12 protein-coding genes are annotated in these 17,064 nt (G+C 40.2%); 11 read left to right on the forward strand and 1 reads right to left on the reverse strand.

Annotated features, from left to right (window positions below):
* The first annotated feature begins 177 nt into the window (after positions 1–177).
* The 10 genes from C9J40_RS03445 (at position 178) to purF (ending at position 14,387) form a co-directional block, all read left to right on the forward strand.
* Positions 178–1,344: a nucleotide sugar dehydrogenase gene (locus tag C9J40_RS03445; RefSeq protein WP_107206054.1), complete on the forward strand. Its 1,167-nt coding sequence runs from the start codon at positions 178–180 to the stop codon at positions 1,342–1,344.
* A 19-nt stretch (positions 1,345–1,363) separates the two neighbouring features.
* Entirely contained in the window at positions 1,364–2,539 is a 1,176-nt protein-coding gene (locus tag C9J40_RS03450; RefSeq protein WP_107245738.1) for a 4-phosphoerythronate dehydrogenase, read from the forward strand.
* Positions 2,536–3,549 (forward strand): aspartate-semialdehyde dehydrogenase, encoded by a 1,014-nt coding sequence (locus tag C9J40_RS03455; protein ID WP_045127745.1) that lies wholly within the window; start codon positions 2,536–2,538, stop codon positions 3,547–3,549. The genes C9J40_RS03450 and C9J40_RS03455 overlap by 4 nt, the downstream gene beginning before the upstream one ends.
* A 249-nt stretch (positions 3,550–3,798) precedes the next feature.
* Positions 3,799–8,031, forward strand: coding sequence for a FimV/HubP family polar landmark protein (locus C9J40_RS03460; protein WP_107245740.1), 4,233 nt, complete (start codon positions 3,799–3,801; stop codon positions 8,029–8,031).
* A gap of 195 nt (positions 8,032–8,226) precedes the next feature.
* Complete coding sequence (truA, locus tag C9J40_RS03465; RefSeq protein WP_107206058.1) at positions 8,227–9,012, forward strand: tRNA pseudouridine(38-40) synthase TruA; 786 nt, start codon at positions 8,227–8,229, stop codon at positions 9,010–9,012.
* Between the two features lie 141 nt (positions 9,013–9,153).
* Positions 9,154–10,083 (forward strand): acetyl-CoA carboxylase, carboxyltransferase subunit beta, encoded by a 930-nt coding sequence (accD, locus tag C9J40_RS03470; protein ID WP_107245741.1) that lies wholly within the window; start codon positions 9,154–9,156, stop codon positions 10,081–10,083.
* Between the two features lie 190 nt (positions 10,084–10,273).
* Positions 10,274–11,533 (forward strand): bifunctional tetrahydrofolate synthase/dihydrofolate synthase, encoded by a 1,260-nt coding sequence (gene folC, locus C9J40_RS03475; RefSeq protein WP_107245743.1) that lies wholly within the window; start codon positions 10,274–10,276, stop codon positions 11,531–11,533.
* A 51-nt stretch (positions 11,534–11,584) separates the two neighbouring features.
* Positions 11,585–12,241 (forward strand): cell division protein DedD, encoded by a 657-nt coding sequence (dedD, locus tag C9J40_RS03480; RefSeq protein ID WP_107245744.1) that lies wholly within the window; start codon positions 11,585–11,587, stop codon positions 12,239–12,241.
* 62 nt (positions 12,242–12,303) lie between these two features.
* Positions 12,304–12,795: a colicin V production protein gene (cvpA, locus tag C9J40_RS03485; RefSeq protein ID WP_006646399.1), complete on the forward strand. Its 492-nt coding sequence runs from the start codon at positions 12,304–12,306 to the stop codon at positions 12,793–12,795.
* Between the two features lie 74 nt (positions 12,796–12,869).
* Complete coding sequence (gene purF / locus C9J40_RS03490; protein WP_107206062.1) at positions 12,870–14,387, forward strand: amidophosphoribosyltransferase; 1,518 nt, start codon at positions 12,870–12,872, stop codon at positions 14,385–14,387.
* 414 nt (positions 14,388–14,801) lie between these two features.
* Here the strand turns inward: purF and C9J40_RS03500 are convergent, their stop codons facing one another.
* Complete coding sequence (locus C9J40_RS03500) at positions 14,802–15,686, reverse strand: LysR family transcriptional regulator (RefSeq protein WP_107206063.1); 885 nt, start codon at positions 15,684–15,686, stop codon at positions 14,802–14,804.
* A gap of 316 nt (positions 15,687–16,002) precedes the next feature.
* Between C9J40_RS03500 and C9J40_RS03505 the strand changes: the two genes are divergently transcribed.
* A complete protein-coding gene (locus C9J40_RS03505; protein WP_107206464.1) occupies positions 16,003–17,055 on the forward strand; it encodes a response regulator in 1,053 nt (350 codons plus the stop codon).
* The last annotated feature ends 9 nt before the right edge of the window (positions 17,056–17,064 follow it).

A 17,064-nucleotide genomic window follows, 5' to 3' on the forward strand; every position in this document is an offset into this window, starting at 1 on the left:
AAGAAAGAGCCATAAGTGATTATGGCTCTTTTTTTATTCACTCTTTTTCAATAATACAGTGAGATAGTTGTTAGTTATTGCTGCTTTTGTTTTTTTAACATGTTTTCAGTTACACTAAAGTCAGTAGGCAAGGGTTGAATTACAGTTACTTGCACATTTATTCATTGAGGTTAGGTAATGAAAATTACTGTGGTGGGAACCGGCTATGTCGGTCTGTCTAATGCGGTGCTGTTATCTCAGCATAATGAGGTTGTTGCACTCGATATTATTGAAGAGAAAGTTGCGTTAATTAATCAAGGTCTCTCTCCAATTGTTGATACGGAAATTGAAGCGTTTTTACAGCATAAAGTATTGAACCTTGTAGCAACAACGGATGCATCACATGCTTATGATGGCGCTGAATTTGTCATTATAGCGACCCCAACTGATTATGATCCGATCACAAATTACTTTAATACCAGCTCAGTAGAAGCCGTTATTAAAGATGTGATCGAGAAAAATCCATCAGCGACCATGGTGATTAAATCAACCGTGCCTGTTGGATATACTGAAAGTATTAAAAAACAGTTCGGCATTACAAATATTATGTTCTCGCCAGAGTTTTTACGTGAAGGTCGTGCACTGTACGATAATTTACATCCTTCTCGTATTATTGTCGGTGAACGTTCAGAGCGAGCTGAGATCTTTGCAGGACTATTAAAACAAGGTGCTGAAAAGCAAGACATTGCCGTTTTATTTACAGATTCTACAGAAGCAGAAGCGGTAAAATTATTTTCCAATACTTACCTTGCGATGCGTGTGGCTTATTTTAATGAACTTGATAGCTATGCGGAAGCATTAGGCTTGGATAGTCGTCAGATTATCGAAGGCGTAGGTTTAGACCCTCGCATTGGCAATCATTATAATAATCCATCCTTTGGTTATGGTGGTTACTGCTTGCCGAAAGATACTAAGCAATTACGCGCGAATTACCGTGACGTGCCGAATAACATTATTGGTGCGATTGTGGATGCGAATACCACACGTAAAGACTTTATTGCAGATTCAATTATTGCCAAACAGCCTAAAGTGGTTGGGGTTTATCGCTTAATAATGAAATCGGGGTCAGATAATTTCCGTGCATCCAGTATTCAAGGCATCATGAAACGTATAAAAGCCAAAGGTATTGAAGTGGTGGTGTTTGAACCCGTACTGGAAGAAGATGAATTCTTTAATTCGAAAGTCATCAAAGATCTTGAAGCATTTAAAGCGATGTCTGATGTGATTGTTTCTAATCGTATGGCGGTTGAACTTCAAGATGTACAAGAAAAAGTATATACCCGAGATTTATTCGGGGCTGATTAAGTAAAGCAGGGAAGCCGAAATGAAAATCCTTATTGATGAAAATATGCCGTATGCGTTGGCGTTGTTTAGTGAGCTTGGTGAGGTCATCGCCAAACCAGGTCGAAATTTAACGGCTGATGATTTGGTAGGGATTGATGCCCTGATGATCCGCTCGGTGACGAAAGTTAATAACGGTCTGTTAGAAAAAGCCGATAAGTTAAAATTTGTGGGAACTGCAACAGCAGGACAAGATCATGTTGATCAACCGCTATTAGCTGAGCGTGGTATTACTTTCACTGCAGCACCAGGCTGTAACAAAGTGGGTGTTGCCGAGTACGTACTGAGTAGCTTAATGGTATTAGGGCAGCAACAAGGCTTTTCTATTTTTGATCGCACTGTTGGGATTATTGGTGCTGGTAATGTTGGCTCATATTTGGCGAAATGTTTAGATGCATTAGGTATTCGTTACCTGCTTAACGATCCGTTAAAGCAAGCGCAAGGCGATGAACGTCAATTTGATTCAGTTGAAACGCTACTTGCTGAGTGTGATGTCATCACAACCCATACCCCGTTAACTCGCTATGTCGAGTTTCCAACTCATCACTTAGTCAACGACGCTTTTCTAAATGCATTAAAACCCAATGCTATTTTAATTAATGCGGCACGTGGTCCTATTGTTGATAATAGTGCTTTAAAAGCGGCCTTAGTGGCTTCTCATAATGGTACAGGGAAGGCACTTACAGCAGTACTTGATGTGTTTGAGCAAGAGCCATTGGTGGATTTAGAGCTACTACCGTATTTAGCTTTTGCGACACCGCATGTGGCTGGATATGGGCTTGAAGGTAAAGCGCGTGGAACAACCATGGTTTTCAACCGCTTTTGTGAGTTTCTAGGTGTTGATAAGCAGGTAGATGCGAGTGAACTATTGCCTGTTGCGCCAATTCCTCAAGTTGAATTAAGTCGTCAATGGGACGAGGCAAGTTTATTTAGCCTTACCCAATTGGTGTATGATGTACGTAAAGATGACGGTATGTTCCGTCGTCAAATGCAGCTAGCTGGTGACGATAACAGCAAAATGGCCACTGCTTTTGATATGATGCGAAAAAACTACTGGGATCGCCGTGAATATAGTGCAATTACAGTAGCAGGCAAGGCCGATTTTGAGGTAGAGTCGCTGGCTAAATTAGGTTTTACAGTAGTAGAGGTCACTCAATGAGTCAGGAATATGATATCGCAATACTAGGCGCAACAGGTGCTGTCGGCGAAGCTATGGTCGAGGTGCTAGAAGAGCGTAATTTTCCTGTTCGCAATCTTTACTTGCTGGCAAGTGATCGTAGCTCTGGCAAAGTGTTACGTTTTAAAGGTAAATCAATCCGTGTGAAGAACGTGGAAGATTTCGATTGGGGCCAAGTTCAAATTGCTTTGTTTTCAGCAGGCGCTGAAGCATCACGTCATTGGGCGCCTATTGCCACAGATTTTGGTGTAGTGGTTATCGATAACACATCTGAATTCCGTTATGAGTATGATGTTCCGTTAGTGATCCCTGAAGTAAACCCTGAAGCGATTGCTGATTACCGCAACCGTAATATTATTGCAAATCCCAATTGCTCTACGATTCAAATGTTAGTTGCTCTTAAGCCAATTCAAGATGCTTATGGTATTGATCGTATTAATGTTGCGACTTATCAATCGGTATCTGGCTCTGGTCGTAAGGGAATTGATGAGCTTGCCGGTCAAACAGCAAAATTGCTAAATGGTTTGCCAGCTGAAAACAGTGCTTATGACAAGCAAATTGCATTTAACTGCATACCTCATATCGATGAGTTTATGGATAACGGTTACACCAAAGAAGAAATGAAAATGGTGTGGGAAACACAAAAAATTCTTGGCGACTCAAGTATTCGTGTTAACCCAACTTGTGTGCGTGTTTCTGCTTTCTTTGGTCATGCAGAAGCGGTTCATGTTGAAACGCATCAACCTGTTGTTATCGAAGATGCAATTAATCTACTTGAAAATACTGATGGTATTGAAGTCTTCCATGGTACTGATTACCCAACACAGGTAACAGATTCAGTAGGTAAAGATCACGTGATGGTAGGTCGCATCCGTGAAGATATTAGTCACCCATGTGGTCTGAATATGTGGGTTGTAGCTGATAACGTTCGTAAAGGTGCGGCAACAAATAGTATTCAGATTGCTGAAAAGCTAATTGAAGAATATTTGTAAAAGAAATAAAAAAAGGAGCAAGAGATTGCTCCTTTCTCATTTCCATGATCTTGCTGGTAAAACCCTAAGTAGTCACTTGACATACATCGTCAGCTAGCAAAAATTAGCCATAACAACCTTAAGATTTTCTTTATGTTGTCGTTATATGTGTAGTTTGTAGAACATATAAGCAACTCGTATTGTTTCGAAATGCGTTCATTGAATTAACGTTTTCGGCTTATTTATCTCTGCCAGAGAGGAACGCAGGCAGTGTCTGATATCCCTAAGATAGTAAAGCGCTTTATTGTACCGGTAGCTTTCGTTACCATTTCTTCTTATTTGCCTGTGGTGAATGCGAATACTGTTCGGATTATTGGCCCGTCGAATGAGGATGGATCCTATTCGCAAGCGAGCCGAGGTATTGATACACCTGATCTGCGTTCAATTTCGCAGTCTAACACTGCACCACTTTCTACTCGTCGTTATGGCCCTACAGGTGAAAAAGAAACCTTGTGGTCAATCGCATCTCGAAATCGTCCTAATGCTTCAGTATCTGTATACCAAGTTATCGGTGCTATTTATCACGTTAATCCACAAGCATTTGAAAACAGCAATATTCATGGATTGATCCCTGGTAGTACCTTGGTTATGCCAACATTAAGCCAGGTTAAGAACGAGAAAGAGAGCTTGATCCGTCGTCAATTAGAAGCGGATAAAAGACGTGCACCCTATATTAAAGCAAAGCCAGCTAGTCAAAAACGTGTTGTAAAATTAAAGCCTAAGCCTGAAGAACTACAAAAAATACAAGCAGAGCAAGCAGCGAAAAAAGACGTAAAAAGCACACAGCCCGCAGAGCCAGTTGTAAAGCCTGTGGCGGTAGTTGATGAAACGGCTAACTCAACAACAAATGTTCCAGCAAAAACAATAGAGAAAGCGGTAGCGGTAGCAACAACTGCTGCTGTGATTAGTGCAGCGACACCAGCTGAATCAACCGCGAATATTTCTGAAACGCCTAAAACTGAAAACGTTGAAGTTGCTGATGTTGATAATGTAGAAAATACGGCTATTCCTGCCAAGCCTGAATTATCAGAACAGCAAAAAGCGATGACAGATGAGCAAATGACAAAGCTGGTGGAAAGTAACCACATGCTTCGTTTACGCTTAGCGGAAATGCAACAAGAAGTTGATGCATTAAAAGATCAAGTTAAAGATAGCGATGATGTACGCCAAGAACTGCTGACTTTCTTAGAGCAACAAAAACAACTGCAAAATGCGCCACAACCTGTGACACCACCTACTTCAACCTGGTTTGATTCACTGGCTAATAACCCTTGGGCATTAGCTGCTGCTGGTATTATTCCTGGCGGTTTACTTGCTGCATTGCTGGCATTCTTCTTATTGCGTCGTAAAGAAGAAGAGCAAGATGAGGTGAAATCATTAAATGCTCCAGAGGTTTCAGCTGCTGAAACGGCACCTGTTGCCATCCCTCCTATTGATGGTGATGAGCAAGCTCTTGATACTTCAGATGACCTAGATGACCTGTTTGCGGATGATGATCTATTCAATGAGCCTGACTTTACGTTAGATATTGATGATAAAAATGATCCGTCAACTAAAAATGAGAAAGAAGAGGTAAAAGAGTCTGTTACTGAATTTAGCGATGACGCTGATACGAAGACTGAATCAGCAGTTGTTAATGATATTGAATTTGATGAAGCTTTTGAAAATAACTTAAGTAGTAGTATTTCAGTTAAAGGTGATGATGCTATTGGTTTAGAAGACATGGAGCGTGCTCTTGATGAAATGGATAATGAGAGCGAGCCAAGTTCAGATGAAGCCTTAGCGTTAATGTGGGAGAAATCTCTCAATGAATCAGCGAAAAATGAAGATTCTGAAAATAGTCTCGATGATTTTGATTTATCTCAGGATGACTTTGATCTTAGTGATAATGACGATGTTAAGCCATTGCCAGCAGATAACGAAGATGAAGAGTTAGATAATGGCTTGTTAGAGCAATCGTTATTAGATGAAATTTTGCAACAAGCAGAAGAGCAAAGCCAAGACCGCGCTACGTCTGAAATTAATGATGAGTCAAAAGATGTTGAAGTTAAAGCCTCTGAGAATATTGACCAAGATGAATTGGATGCATTATTTGGTAGCTTTGGTGCTGATTTACCTGAATTAGATCAAACTGTTTCAGATGAACTGACGGATGAAACACAAGATGATGAACGTGTTTTTGAAGAAGGTAGTACTGCATTACTTGATGAGTTAGTAGAAGATGATGAATTAAGTAGTGATATTGAACTTGAAGAAGACAGTACCGCATTACTTGATGAGTTGATCTTAGATGAAGATGAACCGGAACAGTCTGATTCAACGATAGAAGTGGCTGAAGACAGTACAGCATTGCTTGATGAGTTGATCTTAGATGAAGATGAACCGGAACAATCTGATTCAACGATAGAAGTGGCTGAAGATAGTACTGAATTGCTTGATGAATTATTAAAAGACAATGATGCTGATATCTCATCAAAACAAGATCACATTGCAATTGATGAATCCAGTACTGAATTATTAGATGAAATTTTATCTGAGCAGTTAGCAGCAGTCGATGAACAAGATGCTCCTAATAATGAGAATCAACATCTTGATGAAATTATCGAATCGCCATCATTCGCTTCTGATCTAGAGCAGAAATCACAGGATGTTATTAATCCTGAAAGTGATGTTGAAAAATATGCACAACAGGAAAAAGACATATCTCTTACTGATGAAAGCAATGCTGATACTTTAGAGCCTGATATATTAGGGTCTGAAGTTGTAACTGAATTGCCTAGTGAAGAAGCACCGAATGATGTTTTCACGTCTGAATTTGCGAGTGACACTCGCGATACGCCATCGAAAGAAGTCCTTGAGTCACAAAATACTGAAGAGCTGCAAACTTTATCGCCAAGTAGTGAACAGAAATTCGATGAGATCTTAGATGATGTTTTAGACGAAGACTTTTATCGTCAATCGCTAGACAGTGATGTTAAGCCATTAACCGTTTCAGATCTTGAACGTGAACTAGATGAGCAAGATGCATTAGCGAGTCATGTTGCAGCAGAGCAACATGAACCGCTAAATGTAGACGATCTTCCTTCTTTTGATGAAGAGGATGCATTAAAAGCATTTGCTGATGATGTGTATGAATCACCACAAGAAGATGCTGTTCATCAAGACGTATTATCACTCGATGATTTACCTGAATTTGATGAACAAGCGGCATTGGATGATCCTGATGCTGAGCCTTTTGACGAAACAGAACTTAATAACGACATTGATGAGCAAATCGCACTTGATAATGTTATTCGTCAATTGCAGCAAGCCGCGGAAGCTGCAGATAAGTATTCACCTAAATCTGAATTATCTCCTGAAAATACAGTAGATTTTGTTGCTGAAACCGCTCCTGAATTACCTGATGAGTCATCGTTACCAGCATCAACGGTTGCTAGTGAAAATGAAGTATCGCCATTTGATACCGCTCAAAGGGATGTTTATCCTTTTGAAAAACTCGATCCAACGACCATTCCAGAGTTTGATGAAGGTGAAGCGCTGCAAGCCTCATTGGATGAACAACATGAGCTTGAGCAATATGAAATTGAACAAGGTTTACGTTTACCCAATGAAGAGCCTATTGAGGTAACAGAGAAGCCAGTTGTATTAGATCAGTTGGATCAAACCATGGTTGATTCTGCAGGTCTTGATATGGATGCATTACTGTTTGATGATTCATTAAATGATAATGCAGGTAATGCAGATAATGAAGGCCCATCTCAGTCAATACAGCCACAAGAGGTTAGTGACAACACGACTGATGTTGAGACTGAACCATTATTAATGGATGAATTACCCAAACAGCAAGTGGATCGCTCTGGGCTGGGTTTAGAAGACGGTGAACGTGATGGATTATTAACGCAAACAGAAGATGAGTTAGAAGCAGATTATACTTTTGACGATGAGATGTCTGATGATGATGCTAAAGTATGGCAAACCTCGGTATCTGAGCCTGAGTTAGCTCAAGAAGATTGGACACAACAACCGCATTTGGTAAAAGACGACGTGAAGTCTGTTTCGTTAGAGTCTGACTTCTCATTACATACCAATGATCTGGAAAGCGTAGCAACCAGTGAGTTACTGGCTGAACAATCTATAGCTGAAAAACCATCTTATATTAGTATTGATGAATTAATGAAAGATGACCCATCGCATCAGCAAGTTGATCCCGATACCAATCCTTTAAATTTAGAGGTAGGGCTTGACGAGTATCCTGATATGTTAGCCAGTATTGGTGACTATGATGTTGATACTAATGGTGAGTATGCAAGTAAACTTGATTTGGCTAAAGCTTATTTAGAAATGAATGATAGCGAAGGTGCTGTTGGTTTATTAGAGGATATTGCGAAAAATGCTGAACAAGATCTTCAAGCAGAAGCCAAAAGATTGCTTTTGAAGTTGTAACATCACTCTTGTTTAAGATAGAACAAGCACGGTAGGATAATTCTATCGTGCTTTTTTATTTTTACTTGCTGCATTATGTTATCCCTATCGCGCTATTCTTTCCCTTATCTTGTGAATTACTTATAATTCGGAACAGTTTCGTAAATTACGTGTTAGTGGTTTACATAGGTTTGATTAATCGAAGTTGAATAAATTATGCGAATAGCTTTAGGTGTAGAGTACGATGGTGCTAAGTATTATGGCTGGCAACGCCAACGTGATGTAGATAGCGTACAAGAGCGTTTGGAAAAAGCTCTCTCTAAAGTCGCCAATCAACCAGTAGAAGTCTTCTGTGCTGGACGAACTGATGCTGGCGTTCATGGCACGGGGCAGGTTGTTCACTTCGATATTAATATTGATCGCAAAATGGTGGCGTGGACGATGGGCGCTAATGCTCATCTTCCTAAAGATATTGCGGTACGTTGGGCGACAGAAGTGAATGAGGATTTTCATGCTCGTTTTACTGCGACAGCACGCCGTTATCGTTACATCATTTTTAATAACGCCTTACGTCCCGCTATTTTAGGTAATGGTGTTAGCCATTATCACGGCCATCTTGATGAGAAAAAAATGCATGAGGCTGGTCAGTACTTACTGGGTGAAAATGATTTTACGTCGTTCCGCGCGGTTCACTGTCAATCTCGAAGCCCATGGCGTAATTTAATGCACCTGAATGTCACTCGCCAAGGCGACTTTGTGATCATTGATATCAAAGCGAATGCGTTTGTTCACCATATGGTACGTAACATCACTGGTAGCTTAATTAAAGTCGGCAAAGGTGAAGAAAAACCAGAGTGGATTGAGTGGCTACTTGCGCAAAAAAATCGCACATTAGCAGGAGCAACAGCCAAAGCTGAAGGCTTGTATTTGGTTGATGTTGATTACCCGAAAGAGCACAATTTACCGCGTGTACCATTAGGTCCGTTATTCTTAGCTGATTGAGTTACAAGGGTTAGCTTGATAAGGTAGTACCAGTTTTTTATCTACAGATTAGTAAGATTGTGTTTTAATCTCTGATCGTTATCCAATGAATTTGTATCTTCGGCCATTGACGGCGGAAGCATTAAAGAATAAAGGTCATTCATGAGCTGGCTTGAAAAGATTCTAACTAAAAGCAACATTGTCTCTTCACGAAAAGTGTCGATTCCTGAGGGCGTTTGGACGAAATGTACCTCTTGTGATCAAGTACTGTACCATGCAGATCTTGAGCGCAATCTAGAGGTGTGCCCTAAGTGTGATCATCACATGCGTATGAAAGCACGTCGTCGTCTTGAAACTTTCTTAGACGCAGATACGCAAGTTGAGATTGCCGCAGAGCTAGAGCCGCAAGATAAGCTTAAATTCCGCGATTCTAAAAAGTACAAAGATCGTTTGTATAGCGCGCAAAAAGCCACGGGTGAAAAAGATGCATTAATCGCAATGAAAGGGGAAGTCTTAGGTCTACCTATTGTTGCATGTGCTTTTGAATTCTCTTTTATGGGCGGTTCAATGGGCTCTGTCGTTGGTGCTAAATTTGTACGAGCAGTGGATGCGGCAATTGAAAATAACTGCCCATTGATCTGCTTCTCTGCAAGTGGCGGTGCACGTATGCAAGAAGCGTTGATGTCACTGATGCAAATGGCAAAAACCAGTGCGGCGTTAGAGCGTTTATCAGCGAAAGGCTTACCTTTCTTCTCTGTGTTAACCGATCCAACTATGGGTGGGGTATCAGCATCCCTTGCAATGCTTGGTGACATCAATATTGGTGAACCCAAAGCACTGATCGGTTTTGCAGGTCAACGTGTTATTGAGCAAACCGTACGTGAGAAGCTACCAGAAGGCTTCCAACGTAGTGAGTTCCTCCTTGAACATGGTGCGATTGATATGATTGTTGATCGCCGTGAAATGCGTCAGCGTGTTGCAGGTCTTGTTGCCAAAATGACCAACCAAGCATCACCGTTAGTTGTTTCTGTCGATAGTAAGCCAGAGTCTGTTGAGGCTCCTGTCCAAGCTGAAGATTCAGAAAACACCTAATTGATTATATTGATTGATGAATATAGAAGCCGTTTAGCTAATCGCTAGGCGGTTTTTTTTTGAGTATGTAATAGCGCTATTGCCATTAACGTGGCGTTTAATCGAATTTATATCGTCATAGGTTTAAGTTATTTAAGATTCGATGGTAAATTATGGCTCAAGTAATTTATAAACAAGTGAATGATTTCTCATGTCAGGATTGACTGCACCACAAGCGACAGCCTCGCTTTCAACATGGCTGAAATATCTTGAGCAATTACATACCAGTGCAATCGATCTTGGATTAGATCGTGTTAAAGCTGTGGGTGAAAAAGCAAATCTTCTTAAACCTGCGCCTTGTGTTATTACTGTTGCGGGTACTAATGGTAAAGGTTCAACCTGTGCCATGCTAGAAGCTATCTTAATTGAAGCGGGTTATAAGGTTGGTGTTTATAGTTCTCCCCACCTTGTACGTTATAACGAACGTGTTCGTATCAATAATAAAGAGCTTGACGACGGTGAACATAGCAAAGCATTTGCAAGCGTTGAAGCTGCGCGGGGTGATATAAGTTTAAGCTTATTTGAATTTGGTACGCTTGCTGCGTTAACACTATTTAAAACACATCAAGTGGATGTTGTTGTATTGGAAGTTGGCCTTGGTGGGCGATTAGATGCCACTAATATTGTTGATCATGATGTTAGCGTGATCACCAGTCTTGCAATCGATCATGTCGATTGGCTTGGTGATAATATAGACGTAATTGGTTATGAAAAAGCAGGTATTTTCCGCTCAGGTAAACCGGCTATTTGCGGCCAACCTCATCCGCCAGCTACGGTTCCTGCTCACGCGGATGATATTGGCGCAGAATTACATCAAGTTGGTTATCAATTTGATTATCAAGTAGCCGATGACCATTGGAACTGGCAGTGTGGTGCATTTGATTTATCTCACTTGCCACTACCTAATTTACCGCTCCCTAATGCAGCCACAGCATTAATGGCTTTAGGAACGGCAGAGCTTGATATCTCGGAAGAGAATATTATTCAAGGTTTAAGTAAAGCTCGATTACCAGGACGTATGCAGCGTGTGAGTGATGATCCATTGATCATTATGGATGTCGCACATAATCCCCATTCAGCCGAGTATTTCGCTCAGCAATTAAACCGAATTAAACAAAAAGAAGGTAAGAAGCATATTCATGCTGTCGTTGCGATGCTTCACGATAAAGATATCGCGTCGACTATCGCAATGATGAAAGATGTAGTAGATCATTGGTATCCCGCTTCTTTAACGGGCCCAAGAGCGGCGACTGCCGATGAAATATTGCAGTATTTACCACCAGATTGTATGGGTTTTGATAAGCCAGAGGCTGCATTTGACCAAGCGCTAACACAAGCTAACCGAGATGATATGGTAATCGTCTTTGGCTCGTTTTACACTGTCGGGCAAATAACGAGTCATTTACGTTAATGAGTGAAAAACACTTTTATTATAAAGTGGTTAAATAGTATAGGAGTCCATGTGGCTAGCCAATTTCAAAATCGACTGATTGGTACCATTATTTTGGTAACCGTTGGCGTGATTTTTCTTCCTGATCTTTTTGATGGGCAAAAACAGCACTATAAAGAGCAGTTCGAAAGCATTCCGTTGCAGCCTAAAATGGGTGATCAAAAGGAGTTTACTCAAATACCTAACCCTGAAACGGTAAATTCGGAGCTACCTAAAGATCCTGTCACAGTAACAGTGGATAATGGTAAAGATACGGTTTCAACATCATCAGGTGATAATAATGAAACCTATACCGTTGAAGAAGACAAAGCACCTCAACCTGAACAGCCTGTTGTGCCCGTTGAGCAACCAAAAACTGTCGTAACCCCCCAACCTGTTGTAAAGCCAGAGCCTGCAGTTGTGTCTGAGCAAGGATTAAAAAATAGTGGCTGGATGATCCAATTAGGTACGTTTGGTAATTTTAAGAATGCCAGCGCACTAGTGGCGAAGCTGCGATTAAATGGTTACCAGGCACATTTATTACCTAAAGATGCGCAACCGGGTCAGTATGTAAAAGTTGTTGTGGGACCAGATCTTTCAAAAGATAAGCTTTTGGCTAAGATTGATAACTTGAAAAAATTAACCGGGTTAAGTGGTAAATTGTATCAATTTAGCCCAATAAAACCTTAAGTAAACGTTTGCGTCTTCATTTTTTCTGTTAGAATACGCATCAACAAGACGAAATACACATGATGATCTGGATTGATTATGTAATTTTAGCCGTGATTGGCTTTTCCGCTTTGGTAAGTTTAATCCGTGGTTTTGTTAAAGAAGCACTTTCATTAGTTATCTGGTTTACTGCGTTTTTTGTGGCGAGTAATTTCTACCCACAGCTTGCGGTTTACTTTACAAACTTTCATGATGAAATGCTTCGCAACGGTAGCGCTATTGCCGTTTTATTTATCGCAACGCTGATTGTTGGCGCGGTAGTTAACTATGTTATTGGTCAGTTAGTACAGAAAACAGGTTTATCTGGTACTGATAGAGTTTTGGGCGTAGTTTTTGGTGGGGTTCGCGGCGTGTTAATTGTTGCGGCAGTATTGTTCTTTCTCGATGCCTTTACAGGGTTTGCAAGTGCTGATTGGTGGAAACAGTCAAAACTCATCCCACAGTTTGGCGTTGTCATTGAATGGTTTTTTTCCTATATCAAACACAGTTCAAGCTTCTTACCTAACATGAAATAGCGCCAAATTAATAGCAGTTACCAAATTTATTCGATTTGGTAACTGTATTTTTATGCACGACGAGGATTTTGGAAATGTGTGGTATTGTTGGAATCGTGGGCTCAACCCCGGTAAACCAGTCTATCTATGATGCACTTACTGTGCTGCAACATCGCGGCCAAGATGCTGCGGGTATTTGTACCTTAGAAAGCAATCGTTTCCGTCTGCGTAAAGCGAATGGTTTAGTGCGTGATGTCTTTGAAGCTAAACACATGCAACGCTTACAAGGTAATGTAGGTATCGGACACGTGCGTTATCCAACTGCGGGTAGCTCTAGTGCATCAGAAGCCCAACCGTTTTATGTTAATTCTCCTTACGGTATTTCACTGGCTCATAATGGTAATTTAACCAACGCAGCAGATATTCGTGAGACCTTATTTGAGCAAGCTAAACGTCATGTCAATACAACCTCAGATTCTGAGATTTTACTGAATATTCTGGCAAATCAACTTGAGCATTGTCCAAGTTATCCTATTAGCCCTGAGGAAATTTTTAAAGCAATCAGTGAAGTTCACCGAATTGTAAAAGGTGCGTATGCGGTTGTTGCTATGGTTATCGGTCATGGCTTAATTGCATTTCGTGATCCAAATGGTATTCGCCCTTTATGTATTGGTAAGCGTGAAGAACAAGGTAAAGCCGAATACATGGTAGCTTCAGAATCAGTGGCGCTTGATGCGGTTGGTTTTGATTTTGTCCGTGATATTGCACCTGGTGAAGCCGTTTACATCACTTTTGATGGGCAATTATTTACTCAGCAATGTGCCGATAATCCACAGTTAAATCCATGTGTATTTGAGTTTGTTTATTTTGCTCGTCCTGATTCATTTATTGATAAAGTCTCTGTTTATGGCGCGCGTTTAGCGATGGGCACCAAGCTGGGTGAAAAGATTAAACGAGAATGGGCAGATATTGATATCGATGTTGTTATTCCTATTCCAGAAACTTCTTGTGACAGTGCGCTAGAAATTGCACGTACGTTAGATAAACCATATCGCCAAGGCTTTGTTAAAAACCGTTATGTGGGCCGTACGTTTATCATGCCAGGGCAACAAATGCGTCGTAAGTCTGTGCGTCGTAAACTCAATGCCATTCGCTCTGAATTTAAAGATAAAAATGTACTGTTAGTCGATGACTCTATTGTTCGTGGTACCACATCAGAGCAGATAATCGAAATGGCAAGAGAGGCAGGTGCGAAGAAAGTTTACTTAGCATCAGCAGCACCTGAAATTCGTTTCCCTAATGTCTATGGTATTGATATGCCAAGCGCTAATGAGTTAATTGCTCATGGTCGCGAAGTGGATGAAATTTCAAATATTATCGGTGCCGATGGTCTTATTTTCCAAGATTTACAAGATCTTGTTGATGCCGTCGCTGAAGGAAACCCTGAAATTAAATTATTTGAAACGTCTGTGTTTAATGGTAATTACGTAACCGGTGATGTGAACCAAAAGTACTTAGAGTATTTAGATTCACTACGCAGTGATGACTCGAAAAAGCAGCGTGAGATTCAGCAAGATTTAGCTAATTTAGAGTTACATAACGAAGGCATTTAAGTCTTATATGTGAGCAAATAGAGTTATAAGCCGGAGTGTAAAACTCCGGCTTTTTTATGGATAAACTCAGGCCCCAAACCATGACTCTATAAGATCACTGGCGATGTGATAATCGCCTGTCCTGCAGTAACAATTGAGCATGCATAAATAAATCCACGCTCTTTATGGATGCGCATTAATGGGGACGGCAGTATTAAGTAAATATACAGAATAAGTCAGTTCTACAAGACTTGAGATCATGAGAAAACTGAGATGCGGAAAGAGTACGCCATTCTTGGTTTTTGGGGGAGGGCAAGGTTTGTAACTGTATGTTTTTTTTATGTGGGTGATTGTTCTTAACAGGATAAAAACAAAATGCCATATTAATGGCTAATATGGCATTTTTCTAAAATATTACGTTATTAATAAATGTTTTTAGTGTTTTTCTAAGTCAAAGTAGTGACTTGCAAAATCAATAAATAGACGTAATTTTTCTGGTTGGTAATCACGGTGATTATAAATCAAATATACATCACGTGGGTTTGCTGACCAGTTTTTAAGTACTTGAGTCACCTCACCAGCTGTAATGTATTTTTCCAGCATAACATCAGGCATTAACGTGATCCCTAAGCCTGCACAACACGCTTTACGTACGACGTTAAGTTCGCTTGCTTCAAAGCGACCTCGTTCATTAATCGTAACCGTTTCGCCGTTGTGGTTGTTTAGACGCCAGCGTAGTAAAGGATTACCCTTCAGTAAAACATGGTCGTGAAGATCTTGAGCATGTTTAGGCTCTGGGTTTTTCTTTAAATATTCAGGGCTAGCAACAAGAATATCTTTTACTTCATTGATACGACGAGCGATCAGTGTTGAATCTCGTTGAGGACCAATACGGAACATAACATCCCAGTCCGTCGGATCAAGTTGATCTGGCTCATTGCTCATATATAGCTGAATGCTAATTGCTGGATGTTCCAACATAAAGGCATTCAATAAAGGTTGAAGCATTACCTTGGTAATATTGGTTGGTGCGGCAATACGTAGCTTGCCCGCTGCACCTTTACACTCTTCACTAATATGTTCAGTCGTATCAAGTAACTGTTGTAGTAAAGGCGCACAGTCATGATAGAACTTTTGACCGGCTTCAGTAAGTGACAGTTTACGGGCATGACGATTAAGCAGGCGAATATTAAGGCCTTCTTCAAGTGCTTGAATTCGACGTGTCAGTGTCGCAACTGGTACCTGGGTTTTTCTAGATGCAGCGGTATAACTGCCATTTTCCACAACCATGCGGAATAAGTTTAGATCGTCAAGTTTCATAAAAAAGTCATTATTGAACGCTTATGATGAGCAATTGTATAACAAAATGAGTCAAATGCATCTCTTTTTCTTTGTTTTTCCTACTGAAATAGTATTTTTATCATGTTTATTATGGTCAATTTACCAAAATAAAGGGGTACGATAATTTGAAGTGTATTACATAAATGAATTTATTTTTATTAAATGTTCATGAATACATATTTTTTGTGGTGTTTTTTCTATGCTTAATAGAGTCGCAAAAATTAGACAGTCTTTAAGGCCTTTAATTTCAGTTTGTAATGTGCCTTAAACTAAGTAGGTATTGGTGGAGGTGGTTTTGCTAGAAGGGAAAGATGTTCTCGTTGTAGAAGACGACCCAGTATTTAGAAATATGATTGTTGGCTTTCTTGAGAGCCAAGGATGCTTGGTGCAAGAGGCTGATAATGGTTTAGAAGGGCTACGTGCATTAAAGGAGCATATTCCTGATCTGTTACTCTGCGATCTCGCTATGCCTGTTATGACAGGTATGGAGTTTGTTGAAGAAGTGTCTATTCAATATCCAATGATACCAATTATTGTTATTTCAGGAACGGGAGCAATGACAGATGTCGCTTTAGCGTTGCGACTTGGTGTTAAGGATTTCTTAATAAAGCCATTAGAAAATATTTTAATGCTGAAATCTTCTATGATATCGGTATTGAAGGGGCAAGACAGTGCGACACATCATCGACAAGATTTTTCTAATCGATGGTTTGATACTACAGAAGATACAGAGCCTGTTGAAGAAGAATTGGAATGGCATATTAAAGATTTGCAAAATAACCCTAAAGCGGCACGTGAGCTATTAGTGGGACTAATGCCTGAAACACAATCGACTTATGGACGATGGCAGTTAAATTATTGTGTTTTACAATCCATTGATTCCCTTCCAGTTATTCTTGATTATACTTGGCTATTAGATGGTCAATTAGCCTTTTACCTTCTTGATACCAGTAGTGGTGATCATAATGCGACGGCAACTGCGTTATTAATTCGTGCTTTTTTTAATGATTATTTACGTAATCAAGGTAATTGTTTAGAAAGCTTAAGCCACTTAGTCACATTGATTGAAAAAGGGATGAAGCACTCAGGTTATGCGTCACCTATCAAGGCTTTGTTTGGCGTATTTGATTTGTCTGATAGATGTTTGCATATTCTTCCTGCAGGTATTGAAGCACAACTTCGAACAAGTGATGCCTCTTTTGAAGTCGCATCAGGTGAATGGCTTGGACGAGAAGCAAGGCACAATATGTTATCGAAGCTAGCATTGTCTCCATCAGGTGGGCGTTTATCGCTAAGCCAATTGGGGCATGCTAGTTTTAGTGTGAACTTTAAAAACATTAAGATGTAAAAAAGGGCA

It is taken from the genome of Photobacterium sp. GB-72 (genome assembly GCF_003026095.1).
Classification (GTDB): domain Bacteria; phylum Pseudomonadota; class Gammaproteobacteria; order Enterobacterales; family Vibrionaceae; genus Photobacterium.